Here is a 21,663-nt window from a genome sequence, read left to right on the forward strand (position 1 = left end):
CTCTGGCGCGTTGGCGAGTCGTGTCGCTTGCGAGTGGGCGCTTAGCCGGCTTGTCAGTTGGCTTCTCAGCCGGCTTCTCAGCCGGCTTCTCAGTCGGCCTGTCAGCCGGCTTCCCCAGCCGGCTTCCCAGCCGATGTGTCGGCCGAGCCGCTTCAGCCTCCGGGCCCAGTCAAACCGCAAACTCGCCACCAACGCTGCTAAGCCCAAACAACTGAACCACCCTCAAGCCATCGCCTCCGCGCGATGGCTTTTCTTTTCCCGCATCAGTTTCCGCACACGCTCGCCAAACGCCTGCGGCCGCCCCTCGAAGCAACGTTCCACCGCCCGCGTATCGATCAACTGCTGCCGCAACACCTTGCGCTCGTCGTGCGAGTCGATCATCCGGGCCGCGGCGGCGATGTAATCCTCGACGCTGTCAGCCGTGGTCCACGACGGCATGCCCACCCGCTCGAACAGCGCGCCGTCGATCCGCTCGAACACCTCCGCACCGCGTTTGCAGACACCCGGCAAACCCAGCGTGAGCGCATCGACGATGCCATTGGTATTGCCGAACGGAAACGGGCTGAGAAACAGATCGGCGCGATTGACGCACGCCAGATAGCCCGCGTAATCGTGGAAGCCATGCACGATTGCGCGCGGTAACGCCCGTCCGATCACGTCGCGGATTCGATCCAGCGGCAAACCTGCCGGCACGCCGCTCATGAAATGAAACTCGACCGGCGTCGCGGCGCGCGCGCCGATCTCGCGGCACGCGTCGAGAAAGCCGGGATTCAGCTTCATCGCGCTGGCCGTGACGACGATCTCCAGGGTCTCGCGCGACGGCGGAATCCGCGCGACGATGTCCGGCAGCGACACCGAAGGGCGATACGGCTGGCCGTCCTTCGGCAGCGTCATCAGGCGCTCGCTAAAGCAGGCGGGTTCGCCGACGTAATCTTCTTCGACACTCACATAGTCGATCTTGTCGGAGTGCGTGGTGGCCGGGTGGCCCAGACCGGCAATCTGCAGCGGCGCGACGCGCAGATTCGACATGAACACGCTCAGCACGAACATGCCCACGCTCGGCATATACAACACCTCCGCCTTTTCGGCCTCTGCAAAGTCGCGAATCGTCTTCAGGCATTCGCCGATGTATTCCGGCTGCTCCAGTTCAATGAAACGATCGAACACCGCGCGCCCGATGTCGTCGATCGCGTAACCGAAACCGAAGCCGACCACCTCGAAATGTTCGCGCGCCGCTTCCAGCGTGCGCGAGTGCGTGCGGTAGATTGAATGCGCGCCGCCGAACCACTCCAGCACGACCAGCATCAGCGGTTTCTTGCCGCGCCGCGTGCGGTTTTTCGCCGGCGCTAAAGCGGGCGCCGGTTTTACCGCCGCTACCTTCGCCGGCAGATCGGTCAGTCCCAGTTGCGCCAGTTTGCGGCGCACCAGCACGTTGATGTCCCGCTTGATCTCATGCCGTCGTGGCGAGTCCGCGTAGCTGCAGAACATGTAGGCGTTATGCAGCAGGGCGGTGGGCAAGTCGTCGAGGTCGTCGATCTGCCGCAGCTTGCCGGGCAGCCATTCGATCAGCGCTTCGCGTTTGACGTGCGCGCTCGGCGAGCCCTTGAACGTCGGCGCCAGCAGCACGAGCGCGAGACTGGCCGCGAGGGTTTTGTCGTACACCCACAGTGCGGCGAAGTCGATCTCCAGTTCGGACTCGGTCGAATAGAGCACGCATAGTTTTTCGACGAAACAGTCGCCGGCAAGAAACTGCGTGTTCTCCGGGCCACGTGGGTTCAGGTGACGGCTCACCGGATCGGCATTGCCGAACGGTGTGGTCGAGAACACCAGGCCAAGCCATTCGTGCAGCGTCAGAAGCAATCTGAAGCACTCGGCAGGCAACCTGAAATCCGGGTCGGCGAACAGCGTGGACGACGCGCTCGCGAGACGGCTGCAGAAGCGTTGGCGCTGCTCGCTGGGCGTGAGGTCGAGCATGCCCGACGCCACGAAGCGGTGGTCCAGCTTGCCGCCGTTCTGCTGCAACAGCGCCAGCGCGGCGACGAGCTGGATCGACGCCTTGACATGCTGACGCGTGTAGACGAGTTGCTCGAAGTGGTCGAGCGAAAAGGTGGTTTCTTGCATCAGGCGATGTTCTCGAGTTACGCATGACTAACTAAATCGAAACGACGTTAGTCGAAGCCTAAGATTATCGCAGCCGATGGCGTTCAAATTAACCCGTCCCGCGGATTCGAGAAGTTTCCGCGTCTGAAAGCGCCGTCTCGATGCCGCATGTAGGGCGAGTCTGTCAGAGCCGCCCTCAGGTTCAGAAAGCGTAATAAGGCCCCGGTCCCGCTGACGTCACGCGTGCCGAGATGGCTGTGTAGACACGTCGTCCGTAGAAGAACGGCAGGCCCCAGCCGAAGCTGCTGCCGGCCACGCCGGCCAGGTTGTCGAAAGCATTGTTCGCCGAGGCAAACAGCACGTTCGAATTGCCGATCTCGAACGACACCGGGTTCGACGTGCCGTTCGTGCCGGAAATCGCGGCATTGGCGGCTTGCGTTGCGCTGGGGCAATACCAGAAGCCGCACTGCGGCAACTGCGTACTGCTGAAGAAGAGCCCGTTCGAGCCGCTGTCGATATAGCTTTGCGAGTAAGTTTGTCCGGCGCTGGTGGTGACCACGTAGCCCGTCTGCGAATTGGCCTTGACGACGCTGGCGCCCCCGAGCGTGTTGTTCGCCTGGGTGTCGATGCCGAAGATCAGCGAGCCGGCGACGTTGGCCGCGCCGCTGTCGGCGATGGCTGGCAGGTCGATCACGACGCCGTTGTTGTCGAGCGCGAAGCGGCTGACCGGGTTGGTCACCTGCTGCGCGAGGGCCTGAGCGCTCGCGACGCAGGCGCCGTCCGCGTCGCAACGGTAGTACCAGTGCGGCAAGGCGGCATTGACGCAGCCGGCGCCGCAGTCGGCTGCGAACAGGCCGACGCCGAGAATGCCGTTGGAGCGCAGGCTCGCGACCGTCAGCATGGCCGGCCCGGAGCCGGCGCAATCGGCGGGGACGGTCGGCGCCGCCGGGTCGGAGATCAACTGGATCGGGATCGACGCGGCCAGTTGGCCGGCCATGCGCACGTCCGCGCTGCGCACCGCGCCCCACGCGTAGCCGCCGCCGAACACCGCGCACTCGCCGGTGATGCCGCCGCCCGACGCGATCGCCGCGAGCGGGAGGCTCGCCGGCAGCGCCGAGGCCAGAATCCGCAAGCCGTGCGAGCCGGTGTCGACCTGAATATTGTCGATGGTCGCGCAGTTGTCGGTGCCGGGCTGGCAGACGGTGACGCTCGTCGTCAGCATGTTGCGCGTCAGGCCCGGCGCGGTGGTGACGGCGATCGGCTGGACGTTGGCAAGGGTCGATTGCGGCACCGATGTGCTGGCGGCGGGCGTGGACGCGCCGGCGGGTGCGCTGGCGGCGAGCGGGGCAACCGCGCCCGTTGGGGTGGCGCTGGTCGACGTGCTGCTGCCGCCGCCTCCGCCGCCGCAACCCGCGAGCGCGGCGCAAACGAGGACCAGCGTAAGCAAAGAGAAGGACGGGGTCATGGTGCGAGAGGTCTCCGGCGCGTTATTTTTTGATGGGGGCTGGCTTGGGGGTTGGGGCCTGATACACGGTGGCCGGATATGGCCCGCCGCCGTCCGCCACGCCCCGTCACCGAAAATCGTCAGCGGCGACGCCGGCCGGCAACGCCGACGGCAGCCACGCCCGTCCCACATAGCCGCGCATCGGGCCGCCGGATTCCACGATCACGTCCGGGCGCACCACGCGCGACGCGTGCAGATTGCCGCTCGCCGTCGACGCCGCGGCGCCGTTGCGGTACGACTCCGCGTACGGGCCCAGCAGCGCCTGCAGATCCGGCATGGTCGGGCCTTGCCACGCATAGGCGACGATCCGCCCGGTGCTGGTCGCGTACTCGTTGACGGTCGTCGCGCCGGCATCGGTCAGCGTGCGCAGGCGCAGCGCGCCGTTCAGCAGGGTTTGCGGCGCGGCGCCGGTCGAATCGGCCTGGAGCGGCATCGCGCCGCCCAGTTCGGCGTGCGCGGGGACGTTCGCGCAGAGGAGAGGAATGGCCAGCGTCGAAATGCTCAGGGCCTGACAAACACGCGTTTTTTGCATAGCAGTCGATCTCGCGAGGGAAGCGCTCAAACTTTATTGAGACGTCCAATTCAAGATAACACTGAGGTTTCCTGATCTTCGTCCGGCGGGCGATTCGCTGGATCGAGTAGTCTCAAAATTGACGTGCGAACCGAACGCAAAAAGCCTTTAAAACAAGGATCTGACGCAGATGGGGGATACGTCTGACAACGAATTAGGAAACGTGGCGGATTGTTAAATACGCCGCGCGAAAGCAGGTTGAAAACGATCGCGGCTGAGTTTTTCCCCGTGACAGAAAACGCCTTGCGAGCGTCGCGAAGACGCAGGACAAACGGGCTGCGACCGAGGCTCGACGAGCCCGCGCGAGCTGCTCATTTCTCGGGCAAACCCCACTTTTTGCACACGACTCGCCGGGATCGGTAAAATGTTGGGTTGATCCACGGAAACTTGCCGTGGCGTAGCGGAAGGATTCCCCGAACATGACTGATCTTCGTCTTACCAAGCGGTTTGCAGTAATGCTGATGGCAGGCGGTCTGGTCGCCGGCTGCGGCACGTCGTCGCCGACCAAAATCGACTACAAGAGCGACTCGAAATCGAAGCAGGTGTCACTTGCCGTCCCGCCGAACATGATCGACGAGACGGCCGATCAGCGTTCGTTGCCTCCGCAAGGCGGCGAAACCTCGTTGTCCACGCTCAAGCAGGTTCAGGCGCAAGCGCCGTCGCAGAATGCCACGGTGGTGGTGCCGCCGGTTACCGGCATGCACATCCAGCGCGACGGCACGGAAAGCTGGCTGGTGATCGACAACAAGTCGCCCGCGCAGGCCTGGGCGCAGATTCGCCGCTTCTGGCAGGAGCAGGGCTTCCTGCTGGTGGTCGACCAGCGCGACAAGGGCGTGATGGAAACCGACTGGAACGAAACCCACGCCCAGATCAACGACGGCCTGATCCGCAACACGCTGTCCAAAGCCATGGGCAACAGCTACGTGAGTTCGGAGCGCAACAAGTACCGCACGCGTCTCGAAACGTCGCCGAGCGGCGGCACGTATGTGTTCATCAGCCAGAAGGGGTTGCGCGAGGCGGTCACCGGTCCGAACAACGATTCGACCAAGTGGGAAGCCAAGCCGAACGATCCGGGTCTCGAGCAGGAATACCTGAAGCGCCTGATGGCGACGCTGGCGCTGGCTGACTCGCGCAAATCGGGCGACACGCAAAGCGCGGATCTGACGCCGGCCGGCGCGCAAACCGCGCCGAACGCGGCTACCGCGGGCGCCAAGTCGGCGGCAGCGGCCACCGCGGCGCAAAATGTCGCGCTGTCGGCGCAGCAGCCCATGCCGGACGCGGACTTGCCGAACACGCAGGCGCAGTTCTCGTCGACCGAGCTCACGCTGGGCGAGCCGTACGACCGCGCGTGGTTGCGCGTGGGCCTTGCGCTCGACCGCAGCAACTTCACGGTCGACGACCGCGATGCGAGTCGTGGCCTGTACTTCGTGCGCTATGTCGATCCGAAGGATCTGACGTCGGCGGAGCAGGGCTTCTGGAGCCAGATTTTCCACGGCAAGAAGGAAAAGGTGGCCAAGCAGTATCTGGTGAACGTGCGGGCGGTGACGCCTAACCAGACTCGCGTTGCCGTCGTCAACGACAAGGGCGATGTGGATCAGGGCCCGCAGGCCAAGCAGATCATGAGTCTGATGGTCGACCAGTTGCACTGAGTCTCAGCCGCCGTGCCTGCCGCGAGCGGCGGTCAAGCGCGGTAAGGCACGGCAGGCAGCCACAGCAGTCAAAAAACCCGTCCGGGATTCGTCCTGGACGGGTTTTTTTTCGCCCGCGAGTATTGCCGCGCACTAACCCAGCGCCGGGTGAATCCGCATCTAACCGCCGACCCCACGGCACTCCTGGCACCGAGCACGTGTTTTGCTTGACTCCGACATACCGGGATGGCCCGGCAATCAACCGGAGTTGGCCATGTTCGACGTGATTCCTTACTGGATGTGGGCGGCGAGCTTGCTCGTCCTGGCGCTCGTGTGCGGCGCAGCGTTGAACCCGCGTGAATCGCGGCCGCCGGCGGGGCTGCGTCTGCGGCACAGTACGGCGCAGCGTCCGAAGTGGCCCGGCCATTGAACGCCGCCGTGCCGGTCGCGTATGAATCGAACGTATACGGCCGCCATGTGCGGCCGCGTGTAACGTGACGTTACCCCGGTGACGTAACTGCCGAAGCCTGTTCCAGCGCCTTCCTCGCCTCACCCTCTCGCGATAAATTCCAATAGAAATCAAACGCTTGCGAGATTTCTCCGCTGACTTCCAGCAACTGGCACACAAGCTGCTTTTATAGACTCATGGGGCCGGACTGTTAAGCCGACGTGGTTTTCCAGGCAGGGGTTCCAGACGATTCCAGCATCGGACGATAAACCAGTGCTGAACCCGATGATGGCCTGCGCGCAGCGCGCGCGGCCTCGGTGGCCCCGTCGCCTATCCTCGTAGGGCGACGGTTTCGCCCGCACTCCGAAAGAGTGCGGGCTATTTTTTTGGCGACGCGCAATACGTAGCCGAGCGTGGCCGACTGTGGCTGAACGTGGCCGATGAAGACGCAAACAACAAAAAACAAGACAACGTGACGAGCGCCGAACCTTGTTCGAGCCCGAGCCCGACCCAAAATCCGGCTTCAGGTATCAGCGCGACGCGGCCCGACCCACGGCAGCCGCTTGATGACGCCAGTGGCGAGCGCGGTGCCGACCAGAATCACGCCGCAGCCTTCCAGCATGCCGGGCGACACGCTTTCGCCGAGAAACAGCGCGCCCCACAGGATGCCAAAAATCGGAATCACGAAAGTCACCGTGATAGCGCGCGCCGGTCCGGCCACCGCGATCAGATGGAAGAACAACATATACGCGACGCCGGTACATGCGACGCCCAGCGCGATCACCGCGCCCCATGCATGCAGCGAGATCGGCGCGGCCGGCCAGTAGATCACCGCGAGCGGCAGCAGCACGATGGTGGCGCCGGTCATCGTGCCGGCGGCGACGGTGAGCGCATCGACGCCGGTCAGATGGCGCTTGGTGTAGTTGGCGGCGATGCCGTACAGCAGCGTGGCGCCGAGCGCCGCGCCGGCCGCCAGCGCGGTGGTCAGCGGCGTGGCCGCCGAACTGCCCGGCGCGGCGATCTGATCCCACACCAGCATCAACACGCCGAGAAAGCCGACCACGAGACCGAGCGTGCGCAACCCGCTCAGCCGGTCGCGCAACCAGACGAACGCGACCAGCGCGCCCCACAGCGGCGTGCTCGCATTGATCACCGAGGTAACGCCGGCCGACAGCGTCAGCTCGGCGTACGCGAACAGGCAGAAGGGCGCCGCCGAATTCAGAATCCCGACCACCAGCAGGGGAAAGGCGCGCGTGCGCAGGATCGTGGCCGATTGCTGCAACGGCCGTCGCGCGATCAGCACGATGATCAGGAAGGCCGCGCCGATGCCGACACGCAGCGCCATCAGCGGCGCGACGCCGAAATCGGCCACGCCGACGCGGATAAACAGAAAGGACGCGCCCCACAGGGCGGCGAGAATCAGCAACTGGAGCAGGTTTTTAGCATTCATCGAAGTGGCGCCGCGCGCGGTTGAGTCGAGACGCCAGCGCATCGTAGCAGCGCGATCGCGCGAAACGTTTCAGCCTGGAACGAAACGGCAAGATGCAGGAGAGTGGGGCGTCGGATAAGGAGAGCGTAAGCGCTGGCGAGGCGTATGCAAAACGAGCAATTCTCACGCTGATGTGAGAAAAATTACGATGTGATTGGCTGCGCAGATAGAGGAGCCGCAGTCAGGAAGGGGACGTGCCGCGAGGTCGTGAATTATTTTGCGGTATCGCCGAATTGCTGAAGTACGGGAATACGGAGATACGGAATCACGGAAGTCGGCAGCGGATAGGCCGCGAATGGCCAGCGGCCGACTTCCTCCCATCTTCCTAATGCGGAATAATCCCCTGCAACACATTCTGTTGCAGCCACACCAGCACCCCGAGCAGCACCGTCAGCAGAATCGAATGCTTGAAGGTCCGCGCGAACACCACGCCTTCCTTGCCTTTGAGTTCGGTGGTCGCCACGCCGGTCGAGATGTTTTGCGGCGAAATCATCTTGCCCATCACGCCGCCCGACGAATTGGTCGCCGCCATCAGGATAGGATTGAGATTCAACTGATGCGCCGCCACGACCTGCAGGTTGCCGAACAGCGCGTTACCGGACGTATCGCTGCCGGACAGAAACACCGCGACCCAGCCGAGGAACGCCGACACCAGCGGAAAGAACGGCCCGACCGACGCCGCGCCCAGACCGAGCGTATAGGTCAGCCCCGAGTAGTTCATCAGATACGCCAGCCCGACGATGGTCGCCACGGTCAGAATCGCGATCCGCGTCTGCACCCACGTGTCGGCGATCGCCTTGCCGAACTCGCTCGCGCTCAGCCCGACCACGAACGCGGTGATGATCGCCGCGACCAGAATGGCGGTGCCGGTGGCCAGCGGCTGGAAGTCCCACACGGCGCCATACGGCGTGTTGTACAGCGTGATGAACACGGCCTTGTCGAGTCCGGGCCACGGCACCTTGACGTCGCCGATCAGGAAGATCTTCGCGATGGTCCAGATGATCACCACGACCGACACGATGATCCACGGATACCACCCCTGGCCGCCGCCGATCTTGCCGCGCACCTCGCCAACCCGGTCGATGTTGATCGCGAACTTGGGATCCACCGCCGGCCGCCAGACCCGCAGGAACGCGATGGTCAGGATCAGCGACACCATCGACGACAGCACGTCGGTCAGGCTGTAGTTCACATAGTTCGACGCGACGAACTGGGTCAGCGCGAAGCTCGCGCCCGACACCAGCAGCACCGGCCACACGCGCAGCATGTTGCGAAAGCCGGCGTACACGCCGATCACATAGAAGGGCAGCAGGAACGCGAAGAACGGCAACTGGCGGCCGACCATCTTGGCGAGCGAATCGGCCGGCAGGTGCGTAACCGCGCCGAGCACGGTGATCGGCACGCCGAGCGCGCCGAACGCGACCGGCGCGGTGTTGAAGATCAGCGTGAAGGTGAGCGCTTCGAGCGTCGGAAAACCGAGCAGGATCAGCAGCGAACTGGTGATCGCGACCGGCGTGCCGAAGCCGGAAATGCCCTCAAGCAGCGCGCCGAAAGAGAAGCCGATCACCACCAGCACGACGCGCCGGTCGTTCGGCAGATTGTCGATCATCCACATGCGGAAGGCCGCGAAACGCCCCGAGCGCTGCGAGATGTTGTACAGCAGGATCGCCGTGAACACGATCCACATAACCGGCCAGCAGGCGAACACGACGCCGTTGGCGACCGAGCCGAAGGCGAGTCCCACCGGGAATTGCCAGACGAAGATCGCCACGATCAGACCGACAATCAGCCCCGCGAGAGACGCCTGCCAGGCCGGCCGTCGCGCCCAGCCGAGCAGGAGCAGCACCACAATGATCGGCAGCGCGGCGACCAGGAACGAGGGCAGCAATGAGTTGCCGACCGGAGTGAGTAGTTGATGAAACATCGCGTCTCCTTCGTTGTTGTTCGGACTCGACGCGGCACTGCGCACAACGGGGCGCGTCGTTAGGACGGATGGCGTCGGCGGCAACGGTGAGGTCGGCCGGGGCGCTTATTTAAACGGGTACTGCGTGCGGTTCTACAGAAGCATAGAACTCGGCTGGGGCAGGTCAAGAAGGGAAACTACGGGCGCGCGGCGGAGACGGGACAAGGATGCGCGTCGCCTGACGGTTTGGGCGACGCGTTGAGCATGACAGGGGTGTCGCGCGGCGCTTCAGACGGCCGCGCGAGCGTAGGTTAAGGGTTCACGAACGGAACCGGCGACCCGATACGCGAGCAGAAGCGGAGAAAGGGAGAAGCGGAGAAGACCGGCGCCAACCCGTGCGAATTAGCGCCCATCAGCACCCATCAGCACCCATCAGCACTGATCAATGCCAGTGGCCGTGCCCGCCGCCGCCCCAGCCGCCATGGCCGCCCCAGTAGCCGCCGAAACCGAAGCCGATCGACACCGACGGCCCATACCAGCCCGGATAGCCGCCGTAATAGGCTGGGTAGGCCGGATAGACCGGCGGCGCATAGTAGGCGGGATAAGCCGGCGCGACATAGACCGAGGGAGGCGGAACCACTGCGGTCGCGTAGGTGGCCGGCGGTACCTGCTGGGCCGCCCGCGCTTGCGACTGCGCTTGTTGCGCCTGTTGTGCCTGCAGTTGCTGCTGTTGTTGTATGGCGGCGGGATCGTTCTGCGCCACGCCCAGATCCTGCTGGGTAGCGCCGGCGGGGACCGTCGCGTAATACGGCGAGTAAGCGCCCGGATAGTAGCCGTACGGGTAATAGCAACCAGACAGCGTCAGCACGCAGACGGCGCCGCCGAGGGCGATACCGGTTTGCGAAAGACTGGACAAGCAACGGTAAAGACCGCGCGGCAGCCGTTGGCCGAACGCACGGAACGAATTGACGACGCGGGACTTCATGACGCGCTCCTGGTTATATCGAACGCCGGCCGGCGGCGTGATCCCATGAGCTTACGCCGCGAGGATGCATGCAGGATTGCAAAACCGTAACGGCTTATTTCAGGTCATTGCAAAACATGGACGAGGCGGCCGACCGGTGTCGCCAATGTCGGCCGCTCGCGTGCCGCCGCTCGCGTGCCGCCGTTACTTGCCCACCTGATTACCGATGATGCCGCCCGCCGCCGCACCGCCCACCGTCGACAGCGCATTGCCGCCGATCGCCGCGCCCGCCGCGCCGCCCAGGCCCGCGCCGACGGCCGTATCGCGGCCTTGCCGGCTCATGTCGCCACAGGCGGAAAGGCTGGCCACCACGGCGATGAGTGTGGCAATCGCACTGATTTGTCGGATCGATTTCATGATGCTGACTCCCGTGGAAAGTGAGTTGTTCGTAATCCAGCGTTTCCCTTCTGTCAGCATGCGGCGTGCCTGCTGTTAAGCCGCTGAACGAACCGATCAACCAGAAAGCCAACGAAAAAACCAACAAAAAAGCCCGCGCAATGGCGGGCTTCGGTGCTGCAGTACAAAGTCGTGCGCTCAAGGGCGATGCAACCGCATCACCCGCCAAACGCTTCAACCATTATTGACGCTGATAAATTTCCGCGCCTTTCTTCATGAACTCGATCGACTTCACTTCCATGCCTTTCTTCAACGCTTCGTCGTCGGTGACGCCTTGTTGCGCGGCGAACTCGCGGACGTCCTGCGTGATCTTCATCGAGCAGAAGTGCGGACCGCACATCGAACAGAAGTGCGCGACCTTGGCCGAATCCTTCGGCAGCGTTTCGTCGTGGAATTCGCGTGCCTTGTCCGGGTCGAGACCGAGATTGAACTGGTCTTCCCAACGGAATTCGAAGCGTGCCTTGGACAGCGCATTGTCACGCACCTGCGCGCCCGGATGGCCCTTCGCCAGATCGGCGGCGTGCGCGGCGAGCTTGTACGTGATGATGCCGGTCTTGACGTCGTCCTTGTTCGGCAAGCCGAGGTGTTCCTTTGGCGTGACGTAGCAGAGCATTGCCGTGCCGAACCAGCCGATCATCGCCGCGCCGATGCCCGACGTGATGTGATCGTAGCCCGGTGCGATGTCGGTGGTGAGCGGTCCCAGCGTGTAGAACGGCGCTTCGTCGCACCATTCCAGTTGCAGGTCCATGTTCTCCTTGATCAACTGCATCGGCACATGGCCGGGGCCTTCGATCATGGTCTGCACGTCGTGCTTCCACGCGATCTGCGTGAGCTCGCCGAGCGTCTTCAGTTCGCCGAGCTGCGCTTCGTCGTTCGCATCGTAGATCGAGCCGGGACGCAGGCCGTCGCCGAGCGAGAAGGCCACGTCATAGGCCTTCATGATTTCGCAGATGTCTTCGAAATGCTCGTACAGGAAGCTTTCCTTGTGGTGAGCCAGGCACCACTTCGCCATGATCGAGCCGCCGCGCGACACGATGCCGGTCATGCGCTTGGCCGTCATCGGCACGTATTGCAGACGCACGCCCGCGTGAATCGTGAAGTAGTCGACGCCTTGCTCGGCCTGTTCGATCAGCGTGTCGCGGAAGATTTCCCACGTCAGGTCTTCCGCCTTGCCGTTGACCTTTTCGAGCGCCTGATAGATCGGCACCGTGCCGATCGGCACCGGCGAATTGCGGATGATCCACTCGCGCGTTTCGTGAATGTGCTTGCCGGTGGACAGATCCATCACCGTATCGCCGCCCCAGCGGATCGCCCACGTCATCTTGTCGACTTCTTCGCCGATCGACGACGTCACGGCCGAATTGCCGATGTTCGCATTCACCTTCACGAGGAAGTTGCGGCCGATGATCATCGGCTCGCTTTCCGGGTGATTGATGTTGTTCGGGATGATCGCGCGGCCGCGGGCGATTTCTTCACGCACGAATTCCGGCGTGATCGCAGTGAGGCCGTTCGGACCGAACGCGCTTGCGCCGAACGCCTGGCCCGGATGCTGGCGGCCCATCATCGCGGCGAGCTTTTCGCCGTTCGGGCCACTTGTCTTCAAGCTTTCCAGATACTCGGCGCGGCGCTGGTTCTCGCGAATCGCGATGTATTCCATTTCCGGCGTGATGATGCCCTTGCGTGCGTAGTGCATCTGCGACACGTTCTGGCCGGCGATCGCGCGGCGCGGCGTGCGGTGCAGGCCCTGGAAACGCAGCTCAGCGGTGGCGGTATCAGCGGCGCGTTCGCGGCTGAAGTCACTCGACAGACCCGTCAGCGCTTCGGTGTCGCCGCGCTCTTCGATCCACGCCTGACGCAGCGCGGGCAGACCGGCGCGAATGTCGATTTTGGCGTCCGGATCGGAGTAGGGGCCCGACGTGTCGTAGACATAGACCGGCGGGTTCTTTTCGCCGCCGAAGCTGTCCGGCGTATCCGATTGAGAGATTGCGCGCATCGGCACGCGGAGGTCGGGACGCGAGCCGGTCACGTAGATCTTGCGGGAATTCGGCAGCGGCGCGACAGCGGCTTCGTCGACGTGCGCGTCGGCGGAAAGGAATTTCGGGTTGGCGTTCATGCGTTTATCTCCTAGGTTGACCGGAGTTGGCGCTTGAATGCCTATTCCGGTCCCATGCCAAAGCAATGTGGGGCGGCTAAGCAGGAGACGAGACGGAAGAAGTCGGAAATCGCGAGAGATGAAACAGTAGACCAGGTGCGAATTCCGTACGCTTCCCTGCGCTGGCATTATCCAGATCAGGTTCAAAGGGTATTTCTCACCCACGCAGCACGGACCTCCAACCTCCGTGCGACGCAGGACCCCCGCGTTAGCAGCGCACACGATACACCGGCCGGCCGCTGCTTGGCAACCCGTCTTGAAAAGTCGGATACCGGGTATCACCGCGGGTATCACCGCGGCTAACACTGTCACTGGCCGCGACCTATTCTTCTAGAGATAAGCCCGGCAGCCATGCTGCGGCGCAACGATTCGCGCCGCGGCGCGGCCGATTCACAGCGTGAAGTCGTCGGCGGCTTCGGGTTGAAACAGGATCTTCTCGAGCTTCAGCACTTTCTCCGCGCCGCTGGGCGGCGTGAAGCGGATTTTCTCGCCGCGTTTGGCGCCGAGCAGCGCGAGGCCGAGCGGCGAGAACACGTTCAGACGGCCGCGCGCGAACTCGGCCTCGGGCGGGTAGACGACGGTCCACGTCATCTGCTCGCCGCTGGTTTCGTCGACGAGAATGGCCTGCGAATTCATCGTGACGATGTTCGCGGGAATCTCGCGCGAGTCGACGATCACGGCGCGTTCGAGGACCTGGTCGAGCATGTCCTGCAGCCGGGCGTCGGCGCCGCGCGCGGCCGCGTGCTTCTCGAGACGGGCGACGTCGAGTTCGGTGAGGTAACAGGTTTTCGTCTTCTTCACGACGGTACTCCAGTGCGATCTGCGGGTAAGGGAAAAGCGAGCGGATGAGATCGGCCCGGAGCCCGACAACGCGGCTCAGGCAAGGGAGCGAGCAGCGTTAGATCGGGCGCCGGGCGGCGGAGAGCGGGAGAAGTCGGGGGAGTGTTCGGAGAAGCGTTCGGCGAAGCATTCGGGCCGGCTCGCCGCTGCGCTGCGGGGCGAATTCCTTGTGCGCGCAACCGGTTGCGCGGCAAGGGCGCAAGCGGGTGTGGGCAGGGGAAATCGGAAAGCGCATGGGGTTGGCCGGCAGGGTTCGGGATCGAATGGGTCGGCGCCGCGGGTGCATCGAAAGCGGCGCATTTGAAAGGAGAATGTTAGCACGGGGTCTTGAATCGCTTCGTTCGACGCCGCGACGAGCCGTCTGCGTGGCGCCGGGGTCGGCCACTCGCACGCGCGTCATTCAAGGCAGAGCGAGCCGGTGCCGTTAACGCGCCTGTCAGACGGGCCGTACCCAGCGTGACGATGTCGCGCTGCGCAGCCCGCCGATGACGCGATGCGCTGCGATTCGACGCGGCTAAGCGGCTTAAGGAGAGAGGCTGATGAAAACGGCAACTGGGCGGTTTGTGGCGCTCGGCGCGGCGGCAACGCTGGCACTGACGACGGCGCCGCTGGCGGCGTCGGCGTCAGAGGGCGGAACGATCACGTTGTCCGGCGCGATTGTGGCGCCGCAACTGGAAGTGTCGGCGGCGCCCGTTGCGCCCGGCGCACGGGTTGGAACTGCGGGGGCGCTGCAAGGCTTGCAAGGTTCCGCGGTGACGCTGACGTTCAGCGGGCCGCCGGGGGTGACGGCGGGTGCCGACGTCGCGTTGCAGGTGAACGGCGGCGCGGGCTCGAGCTTGAACTCGGGCGACAGCGTGACCACGCGCTTCGTCGAGCGCGACGGCCGGATTGCCGCGGCGACTCGCGACGGTCACTACAAGGTCGGCCGTGAAGGCGGCGTGATGTCGCTGTCGCCGAAACACGTTACGCCGGACACGCGCGTGACGGTGGTGATGAGTTACGACTGAGCCCCTCGCGCCGGGCGGCTGGGCCGATAGAAATAAATTTGGAAAAGCCTGTCATAAGCGGCCGGGCGGTTCGACAAACGTGCAGACCCTGATGGGAGCACGTCATGCAAACCACTCGTACCCGCCGCGCTGGTTACCGGCTATTAACGCAGTCAGCAATGCAGCCGCTCATGCAGCCGCTCATGCAGCCGCTCACTCGGCCGCTCACTCGGCCGCTCACTCGGCCGCTCACTCGGCCGCTCACTCGGCCGCTCACTCGGCCGCTCACTCGGCCGCGCATGCAGCCGACCACGCGTCCTTTACGCCGCCTGTTCACGCGAGCCATCGCGTGCGTGGCCGCAGTCAGCCTGCTTGCGGCCAGCGGCCTCGCCAACGCGGCCGCCGCCGTCTGCAGCGCGCACAGCCCGGCGCACCGCGTGGCGCTGGTCGAGCTGTACAGCAGCGAAGGCTGCAATAGTTGCCCGCCCGCCGACAACTGGCTGAGCCAGTGGAAAAACAGCGGCGCGACGCAAAGCATCGTGCCGCTCGCGTTGCATGTGGATTACTGGAACAGCCTCGGCTGGACCGACCGGTTCTCGCAACATCGCTTCACCGAACGGCAGCAGACGCTGACCGACCTCGCCGGCGGCCACACCATCTATACGCCGGAAATCTTCGTGTCGGGCCGCGAACTGCGTAGCTGGTCGCAACGCGACAGTTTCGACAGCCGCATCGGCAAGGTGGTCGCCGAACCGGCGCAAGCGAACGTCGCGCTCGAACTGAATCCACAGACGCCGGGCGCCTTCAATGTCTCCGCGCAATTCACCAGCAAGGCCGCGGACACCTCCGGGCAACTCAACGCCTACGTCGCCGTGTATGAAAACGCGCTGAGCTCGCACGTCGGCGCCGGCGAGAACAGCGGCGCCACCTTGCATCACGAGCGGGTGGTGCGGCAATGGATCGGGCCGGTGCCGCTGGTCGGGGGCAATGCGCAGATTCACCGCGACGTGCGCGTCGACGCGACGGGCGCCGATGCCGGCGGCAACGCCGACCGTTTCGGCGTGGTGGCTTTCGTCGAAAACGATGCGACCGGCGACGTGCTGCAAGTGGCCGAACTGGCCGCCTGCCAGTGAGCACTGTGCGGCCGTTCACCGCAACGATCTTGAAGGGGACCAGGGTAAGCGTTATGGGACCCGAGTCGGCGCGATAGCGTTAACTCTAAATGACACGCCCACTCTGTTCGACAGGAGATTTTCATGGCTACCCCTCACGTACTGCGCGAGAGCGACAAACACCTCGCACCGCCCGCCGTCCCGACACCCGGCACGATTCACCCGGTATGGGTGCGCGTCACGCATTGGCTCAACGCGCTCGCGGCAATCCTGATGATGCTGTCTGGCTGGCGCATCTACGACGCATCGCCGATTTTTCCCGGGTTTCGCTTCCCTCCCGGCATCACGCTCGGCGGCTGGCTCGGCGGCGCGCTGCAATGGCATTTCGCGGCGATGTGGCTGCTGGTCTTCAACGGTCTGCTGTATCTCGCGCTGAATCTCGCGAGTGGGCGCTTCGTGCGCAAATTCCTGCCGGTGTCGCCGCGCGCGGTGCTGCACGACTTCTTTGCCGCGCTGACCGGCAAGCTCTCGCATGCCGATCTGCGCGTCTACAACGCGGTGCAGAAATTCGCCTACCTGTTCGTGGTCTGCGATCTGATCGCGCTGGTGCTGTCGGGCCTCGCGATCTGGAAATCGGTGCAGTTTCCGCTTCTGCGCGACCTGATGGGCGGCTACGACAACGCCCGCATCGTTCACTTCTGCGCGATGTCGCTGATGGCCGCGTTTATCGCGGTGCATCTGGCGATGGTGGCGCTCGTACCGCGCTCGCTGCTGGCCATGCTGCGCGGCCGCTGAGTCTCCATCAAGCCGCCGAAACCGAAAGTTATGGATATCGAATCATGAACAAGCCCATTCGAAAACCCTCGCGACCCATCGGCCACTCGCTCGACCGCGAGTCGATCCTGATCGACGCCCGCCGCGAACTCACCATGCCGTCGCGGCGTCTGTTCGGCAAGCGTCTGCTGACGCTTGGCGGCCTGTCGATGCTGACCGGCTGCTCGCTGACCGACAACGACTCGGTCAACAAATTCCTGACCGCCGTGTCGCGCCTGAACGACCGCGCGCAGGCCGCGCTGTTCGATCCGAAGCAGCTCGCGCCGACCTACAGCGAAGCGCAGATCACCCGGCCGTTTCCGTTCAACGCGTTCTACGGTATCGACGACGTGCCCGAAGTGGACGGCGCCGATTACGAGTTGAAGATCGGCGGCCTCGTCAAAGGCCAGCGCGCGTGGAGTTTGCCCGAGTTGTACGCGTTGCCGCATGCCGAGCAGATCACGCGGCACATCTGCGTGGAAGGGTGGAGCGCGATCGGCCGCTGGGGCGGTACGCCGTTCGGCGATTTTCTGCGGCGCATCGGCGCGGACACCAGCGCGAAGTACGTCGGCTTCAAATGCGCGGACGACTACTACGAAAGCATCGACATGCCGACGGCGCTGCATCCGCAGACGCTGCTCACGTTCGAGTACGACGGCGAGCGTCTGCCCGCGAAATACGGCTTCCCGATGAAGCTGCGCATGCCGACCAAGCTCGGCTACAAGAATCCGAAGCACATCGTCGAGATGTTCGTCACCAACACGTTCCCCGGCGGCTACTGGGTCGACCAGGGCTACAACTGGTTCGGAGGCTCCTGACGCACGCGGGTCGCGCGGCGGGCGGCGAGCGGCAGGGTCGCCAGGCCCCTCACGCACCCCCGGGCGGCAGAAGCTTCGGAAATACGCCGGCGATCAAACGATCAGCCGATCAGTGCAACAGGCGATCGGATCGACCGGTTTTGAATCATCCACAACAACGGAGTTATCCCATGAAAAAGTTCGCAATCGCAGCAGTGGCCGTCGCTCTTCTGACCAGCGGCGGCGCCGCGTTCGCGCAAGCCAGCGGCGCGATGTCCAACGACGCCATGTCGAAAGACACGATGTCGAAGGATTCCATGTCCAAAGACACGATGTCGAAAGACACCATGAAGAAAGACACGATGAAAAAGGACACGATGAAGCACGACAAGATGAAGAAGAGCGGCGACGCGATGGGCATGAAGCACGAAGCGTCGGGCGCCATGGCCAACTGAAGCATGCTGTCGATGCCGCCCGCATAGCGTGAACGCGGCGGCGCCGAGGCGGTGCCAAAGCCGGGGAGAAATCCCCGGCTTTTTTTGTTGCAAGGACGCTAAAAAGTTACGATTCTTTCGACTGACGCGGTGGGCGCTTACTGCATAATGCGATGCGCGCCGAGCATTTGGCGCGTGTTCGCCGCGAATCGACTCCGTTCGAATGCCGCGGCGCTGTGGCCCTTTGGCCATTTATCGTCCTTCCGTTCCACCACATGTCCGCCAGCCTCGCCCGTCCGACCGCATCGCCGATGCGGTGTCCGCCATCCCGCCATCGGGTCTTCAGCGGGGGCGTCGGACCTCAAGCGGTCAGGGCGGGTTGAACGCATGTCGCCGCAACTCCCCAATCGCTTTCCGCGCAGTTTTCCCATCCGCCTGCCGCAATCGCGCAACGGCCAGATCGCGCTAGCGCTCGGCGTCGTCTATCTCGTGTGGGGCTCGACGTATCTCGCTGTGCACGTCGCGCTCGGCTCGTTTCCGCCGCTGCTGCTGTCGGGCATGCGCAATCTGTTTGCCGGCATTGGCCTCTTTATCTTCGCGGTGCGTCGCAAGCCGGCCTGGCCGAGCGTGGCCGAAATCCGCAATGCCGGGCTGGTCGGCACGATGCTGGTCGGCTTGTCGAGCGGCATGCTGGCGTTCGGGATGCGCACCGTCGGCACCGGCACCGCGGCGGTGATGGTGGCCACCGTGCCGCTGTTCGCCACGGTGATCGCGGCGGTGGCGGGGCGCAAGATCGGCCGGGGCGAGTGGTTCGCGGTCGGACTGGGGCTCGTCGGCATCGCGATTCTTAGTCACGGCGACAGTTCGCCGGGCTCGGCGGGCGGCAGTCTGGCCATTCTGTGCGGCGCGCTGTTCTGGGCCGGCGGCGCGCATCTGGCCGGGCGGCTGAAGCTGCCGTCCGATCTGTTTCTGTCGACCTCGCTGCAGATCGGTCTGGGCGGCGCGATGTCGAGCATGGTCGCGTGGGTCTCCGGCGAGCGGATGCTCGACGTGCATTTTCTGCCGGTGCTGGCGTTCATCTACCTGATGCTGGTCGGCACGATGGCCGCGTATGTGGCGTACGGTTTTCTGATCCGGCACACCAGTCCGATCATTGCCAGCAGTTGCATGTACGTGAACCCGGTGGTTGCCGTGGCGCTCGGCGCGCTGCTGCTCGGCGAGCCGGTCACGCGTTCCACGGTGATTGCGACCGTGGTGATTCTGGCGAGCGTGGGGCTGTCGTTCTGGTTCGATTACCGGAAGAAGGGGCTCGCCGCTTGAGGCGTGCGAGGGGAGGCGTGGTTCGCAGAGCGGCGAGCGCGTCGCCTACCGTTCGCAAACCGCGCTTGACTAAAGCGCCGCCGCCACTTCCGCGCCTTCGCGGATCGCGCGTTTCGCGTCCAGTTCACCCGCCAGCTTGGCGCCGCCGATCACGTGATAGCGCGGGCCGCCAGTCTGCGAGGTGGCACCCTCCGCCGCCACCGGATGCAGATCGCGCAGCGAATCCTGCCCCGCGCACACCACGATCGTGTCCACCTCAAGCCATTCCTCGACACCGGCACGCTCGATCTTCAACCCGCGCGCGCTGATCTCCCGGTACGACACGCCGCCGAGCATCTTCACGCCGTTTTTCGCCAGCGTCGCGCGATGCACCCAGCCCGACGTCTTGCCGAGTCCCATGCCCAGCTTGCCGGCCTTGCGCTGCAACAACCAGATGTCGCGCGGCGGCTGCGGCATCACCGGCGCTTTCAGCCCGCCGCGTTCCCGCACCGAGAGATCCACGCCCCATTCGTCGAGCCATGTGTCGCGCGGCGTCGGCAGCGGCTCGCCGGTGCGATGCAGCAGGAACTCGCTGACGTCGAAGCCGATGCCGCCCGCGCCGATCACCGCGACGCGGCGCCCGACCGGCGCGCCACGCAGCACGTCCACGTAAGACAGCACGTTCGGCCCGTCGATGCCGCTAATCGCCGGCCGCCGCGGCACGATGCCGGTGGCGACGATCACGTCGTCGTAAGCGCCGGCCGCTAGCAGCGCCGCATCGACGCGCGTGTCGAGCCGCACGTCGACGCGATGTCGCTGCAACTGGCTCTGAAAGTAACGGATGGTCTCGCTGAACTCTTCCTTGCCGGGCACGCGCATCGCCAGATTGAACTGGCCGCCGATGCTTGCGTTCGCATCGAACAGCGTCACGCGATGCCCGCGCGCGGCCGCCACGGTCGCCGCCGACAACCCCGCCGGCCCCGCGCCGACCACCGCGACCGAACGCGCCGCCTGCGGACCGGCGACCGGACGATAGACCAGCTCGGTCTCGCGTCCCGCGCGCGGATTCACCAGACACGACGCGCGCTGGTTTTTGAACGTGTGATCGAGACAGGCCTGATTGCAGGCAATACAGGTGTTGATTTCGTGCGCGCGGCCTTCGGCGGTCTTCACGACGAACTCGGGATCGGCCAGCAGCGGCCGCGCCATCGACACCAGATCGCCGGCGCCCTGTTCGAGCAGTGCTTCGGCGACCTCGGGCGTATTGATGCGGTTCGACACGATCACCGGCACCTTGACCGAGGCCTTCAGGCGCGCGCTGAGTTCGGCGAAGGCCGCACGCGGCACCGAGGTCACGATAGTCGGCACGCGTGCCTCATGCCAGCCGATACCAGTATTGAACATCGTCACGCCGGCCGCTTCGAGCGCCTGGGCGACCTGCACGGTCTCGTCCCACGTATTGCCGCCTTCCACCAGATCGATCAGCGAGAGCCGGTACACGACGATAAAGCGTTCGCCGCACGCCGCGCGCACCCGCTCGACGATCTCGCGCGCGAGCCGCATGCGATTTTCGATGCTGCCGCCGTAATCGTCGGTGCGCTGGTTGGTGCGCGGACACAGGAACTGGTTGAGCAGATAGCCTTCGCTGCCCATGATCTCGATGCCGTCGTAGCCCGCGCGTTGCGCGAGCCTGGCGCAGCGCGCGTAGTGGCGCCCGGTCTTCGCGATACCGGCCACGCTCAGCGCGCGCGGCTTGAACTTGGAGATCGGCGATTTGAGCGCGGAGGCCGACACCACGAACGGCTGATAGCCGTAGCGGCCCGCATGCAGGATCTGCAGCGCGATCTTGCCGCCTTCGGCATGCACGGCGTCGGTCAACTGCCGGTGATTGCGCAGATCGAACACCGAGTTCAGCGTGCCGCCGAACGGCAGCAGCCAGCCTTCGCGATTCGGCGAGATCCCGCCGGTAATGATCAGACCCACGCCGCCTTTGGCGCGCTCGCGGAAATAGGCGGCCAGCTTCGGGTAATGCCAGAAGCGGTCTTCCATGCCAGTGTGCATCGAGCCCATCACCACGCGGTTGCGCAAGCGGGTGAAGCCGAGATCGAGTTCGGCGAGTAAGCGTTGGTAAGGCATGCGGGGGGCCGTGTAAGTATGGGACGCGGAC

The 21,663-nt window shown here is 64.6% G+C and carries 19 protein-coding genes and 1 riboswitch; of the genes, 9 read left to right on the forward strand and 10 right to left on the reverse strand.

Features of this window, described 5'->3' with window-relative positions:
* Positions 1–222: 222 nt before the first annotated feature.
* The 3 genes from HWY05_RS22600 to HWY05_RS22610 form a co-directional block, all read right to left on the reverse strand.
* Entirely contained in the window at positions 223–2,121 is a 1,899-nt protein-coding gene (locus HWY05_RS22600) for a glycosyl transferase family 1 (RefSeq protein WP_176059695.1), read from the reverse strand.
* Between the two features lie 181 nt (positions 2,122–2,302).
* Positions 2,303–3,565, reverse strand: a complete 1,263-nt coding sequence (locus tag HWY05_RS22605; protein WP_176059696.1) for a DUF3443 domain-containing protein — start codon at positions 3,563–3,565, stop codon at positions 2,303–2,305.
* A gap of 106 nt (positions 3,566–3,671) precedes the next feature.
* Positions 3,672–4,136: a DUF2844 domain-containing protein gene (locus HWY05_RS22610; protein ID WP_035546721.1), complete on the reverse strand. Its 465-nt coding sequence runs from the start codon at positions 4,134–4,136 to the stop codon at positions 3,672–3,674.
* A 458-nt stretch (positions 4,137–4,594) separates the two neighbouring features.
* Here HWY05_RS22610 and bamC point away from each other — a divergent pair, with 458 nt between their 5' ends.
* Positions 4,595–5,824: an outer membrane protein assembly factor BamC gene (bamC, locus tag HWY05_RS22615; protein ID WP_035546719.1), complete on the forward strand. Its 1,230-nt coding sequence runs from the start codon at positions 4,595–4,597 to the stop codon at positions 5,822–5,824.
* Between the two features lie 253 nt (positions 5,825–6,077).
* Entirely contained in the window at positions 6,078–6,233 is a 156-nt protein-coding gene (locus tag HWY05_RS22620; protein ID WP_176059697.1) for a hypothetical protein, read from the forward strand.
* 541 nt (positions 6,234–6,774) lie between these two features.
* Here HWY05_RS22620 and HWY05_RS22625 read toward each other — a convergent pair.
* The 4 genes from HWY05_RS22625 to HWY05_RS22640 all read right to left on the reverse strand — a co-directional run bounded on the left by HWY05_RS22625 (position 6,775) and on the right by HWY05_RS22640 (position 11,024).
* Positions 6,775–7,701 (reverse strand): DMT family transporter, encoded by a 927-nt coding sequence (locus tag HWY05_RS22625; protein ID WP_244146677.1) that lies wholly within the window; start codon positions 7,699–7,701, stop codon positions 6,775–6,777.
* Between the two features lie 364 nt (positions 7,702–8,065).
* A complete protein-coding gene (locus HWY05_RS22630; RefSeq protein ID WP_176059699.1) occupies positions 8,066–9,664 on the reverse strand; it encodes an L-lactate permease in 1,599 nt (532 codons plus the stop codon).
* Between the two features lie 421 nt (positions 9,665–10,085).
* Positions 10,086–10,628 carry a hypothetical protein gene (locus tag HWY05_RS22635; protein WP_176059700.1) on the reverse strand — a complete coding sequence of 181 codons (543 nt, stop codon included), beginning with the start codon at positions 10,626–10,628 and terminating at the stop codon, positions 10,086–10,088.
* A 183-nt stretch (positions 10,629–10,811) separates the two neighbouring features.
* Positions 10,812–11,024, reverse strand: a complete 213-nt coding sequence (locus tag HWY05_RS22640) for a glycine zipper 2TM domain-containing protein (RefSeq protein ID WP_176059701.1) — start codon at positions 11,022–11,024, stop codon at positions 10,812–10,814.
* Positions 11,025–11,089: 65 nt separating this feature from the next.
* Here HWY05_RS22640 and HWY05_RS22645 point away from each other — a divergent pair, with 65 nt between their 5' ends.
* The gene (locus HWY05_RS22645; RefSeq protein ID WP_176059702.1) at positions 11,090–11,251 is read left to right on the forward strand and encodes a hypothetical protein; all 162 of its coding nucleotides are present in this window, start codon (positions 11,090–11,092) and stop codon (positions 11,249–11,251) included.
* Here HWY05_RS22645 and thiC read toward each other — a convergent pair.
* Complete coding sequence (thiC, locus tag HWY05_RS22650) at positions 11,245–13,176, reverse strand: phosphomethylpyrimidine synthase ThiC (protein ID WP_035546706.1); 1,932 nt, start codon at positions 13,174–13,176, stop codon at positions 11,245–11,247. The two genes, HWY05_RS22645 and thiC, sit on opposite strands and share 7 nt — an antisense overlap.
* Before the next feature lie 135 nt (positions 13,177–13,311).
* Positions 13,312–13,430, reverse strand: a riboswitch (TPP riboswitch).
* Between the two features lie 175 nt (positions 13,431–13,605).
* Positions 13,606–14,016, reverse strand: a complete 411-nt coding sequence (locus HWY05_RS22655) for a GreA/GreB family elongation factor (RefSeq protein WP_035546704.1) — start codon at positions 14,014–14,016, stop codon at positions 13,606–13,608.
* Between the two features lie 578 nt (positions 14,017–14,594).
* Here HWY05_RS22655 and HWY05_RS22660 point away from each other — a divergent pair.
* The 6 genes from HWY05_RS22660 to HWY05_RS22685 all read left to right on the forward strand — a co-directional run bounded on the left by HWY05_RS22660 (position 14,595) and on the right by HWY05_RS22685 (position 19,517).
* Positions 14,595–15,062, forward strand: a complete 468-nt coding sequence (locus HWY05_RS22660; RefSeq protein WP_176059703.1) for a hypothetical protein — start codon at positions 14,595–14,597, stop codon at positions 15,060–15,062.
* Between the two features lie 278 nt (positions 15,063–15,340).
* Positions 15,341–16,174: a DUF1223 domain-containing protein gene (locus tag HWY05_RS22665; RefSeq protein ID WP_176059704.1), complete on the forward strand. Its 834-nt coding sequence runs from the start codon at positions 15,341–15,343 to the stop codon at positions 16,172–16,174.
* 123 nt (positions 16,175–16,297) lie between these two features.
* A complete protein-coding gene (locus tag HWY05_RS22670) occupies positions 16,298–16,948 on the forward strand; it encodes a cytochrome b/b6 domain-containing protein (protein ID WP_176059705.1) in 651 nt (216 codons plus the stop codon).
* Between the two features lie 44 nt (positions 16,949–16,992).
* A complete protein-coding gene (locus HWY05_RS22675; RefSeq protein WP_176059706.1) occupies positions 16,993–17,784 on the forward strand; it encodes a molybdopterin-dependent oxidoreductase in 792 nt (263 codons plus the stop codon).
* A 170-nt stretch (positions 17,785–17,954) separates the two neighbouring features.
* Entirely contained in the window at positions 17,955–18,218 is a 264-nt protein-coding gene (locus tag HWY05_RS22680; RefSeq protein WP_035546695.1) for a pentapeptide MXKDX repeat protein, read from the forward strand.
* Positions 18,219–18,584: 366 nt separating this feature from the next.
* On the forward strand, positions 18,585–19,517 hold the full coding sequence (locus tag HWY05_RS22685) for an EamA family transporter (protein WP_176059707.1): 933 nt from the start codon (positions 18,585–18,587) through the stop codon (positions 19,515–19,517).
* A gap of 69 nt (positions 19,518–19,586) precedes the next feature.
* Here HWY05_RS22685 and HWY05_RS22690 read toward each other — a convergent pair whose 3' ends face one another.
* Entirely contained in the window at positions 19,587–21,632 is a 2,046-nt protein-coding gene (locus tag HWY05_RS22690) for an NADPH-dependent 2,4-dienoyl-CoA reductase (RefSeq protein ID WP_176059708.1), read from the reverse strand.
* Positions 21,633–21,663: the final 31 nt, after the last annotated feature.

Origin of the sequence: Paraburkholderia sp. BCC1876, from assembly GCF_902833695.1 — a bacterium.
In the GTDB taxonomy this organism is placed as follows: Bacteria; Pseudomonadota; Gammaproteobacteria; order Burkholderiales; family Burkholderiaceae; genus Paraburkholderia.

Coding starts and splice junctions, on each gene's coding strand:
- HWY05_RS22600 (WP_176059695.1), bottom strand. CDS start 2,121: ATGCAAGAAACCACCTTTTCGCTCGACCACTTCGAGCAACTCGTCTAC.
- HWY05_RS22605 (WP_176059696.1), bottom strand. CDS start 3,565: ATGACCCCGTCCTTCTCTTTGCTTACGCTGGTCCTCGTTTGCGCCGCG.
- HWY05_RS22610 (WP_035546721.1), bottom strand. CDS start 4,136: ATGCAAAAAACGCGTGTTTGTCAGGCCCTGAGCATTTCGACGCTGGCC.
- bamC (WP_035546719.1), top strand. CDS start 4,595: ATGACTGATCTTCGTCTTACCAAGCGGTTTGCAGTAATGCTGATGGCA.
- HWY05_RS22620 (WP_176059697.1), top strand. CDS start 6,078: ATGTTCGACGTGATTCCTTACTGGATGTGGGCGGCGAGCTTGCTCGTC.
- HWY05_RS22625 (WP_244146677.1), bottom strand. CDS start 7,701: ATGAATGCTAAAAACCTGCTCCAGTTGCTGATTCTCGCCGCCCTGTGG.
- HWY05_RS22630 (WP_176059699.1), bottom strand. CDS start 9,664: ATGTTTCATCAACTACTCACTCCGGTCGGCAACTCATTGCTGCCCTCG.
- HWY05_RS22635 (WP_176059700.1), bottom strand. CDS start 10,628: ATGAAGTCCCGCGTCGTCAATTCGTTCCGTGCGTTCGGCCAACGGCTG.
- HWY05_RS22640 (WP_176059701.1), bottom strand. CDS start 11,024: ATGAAATCGATCCGACAAATCAGTGCGATTGCCACACTCATCGCCGTG.
- thiC (WP_035546706.1), bottom strand. CDS start 13,176: ATGAACGCCAACCCGAAATTCCTTTCCGCCGACGCGCACGTCGACGAA.
- HWY05_RS22660 (WP_176059703.1), top strand. CDS start 14,595: ATGAAAACGGCAACTGGGCGGTTTGTGGCGCTCGGCGCGGCGGCAACG.
- HWY05_RS22665 (WP_176059704.1), top strand. CDS start 15,341: ATGCAGCCGACCACGCGTCCTTTACGCCGCCTGTTCACGCGAGCCATC.
- HWY05_RS22670 (WP_176059705.1), top strand. CDS start 16,298: ATGGCTACCCCTCACGTACTGCGCGAGAGCGACAAACACCTCGCACCG.
- HWY05_RS22675 (WP_176059706.1), top strand. CDS start 16,993: ATGAACAAGCCCATTCGAAAACCCTCGCGACCCATCGGCCACTCGCTC.
- HWY05_RS22680 (WP_035546695.1), top strand. CDS start 17,955: ATGAAAAAGTTCGCAATCGCAGCAGTGGCCGTCGCTCTTCTGACCAGC.
- HWY05_RS22685 (WP_176059707.1), top strand. CDS start 18,585: ATGTCGCCGCAACTCCCCAATCGCTTTCCGCGCAGTTTTCCCATCCGC.
- HWY05_RS22690 (WP_176059708.1), bottom strand. CDS start 21,632: ATGCCTTACCAACGCTTACTCGCCGAACTCGATCTCGGCTTCACCCGC.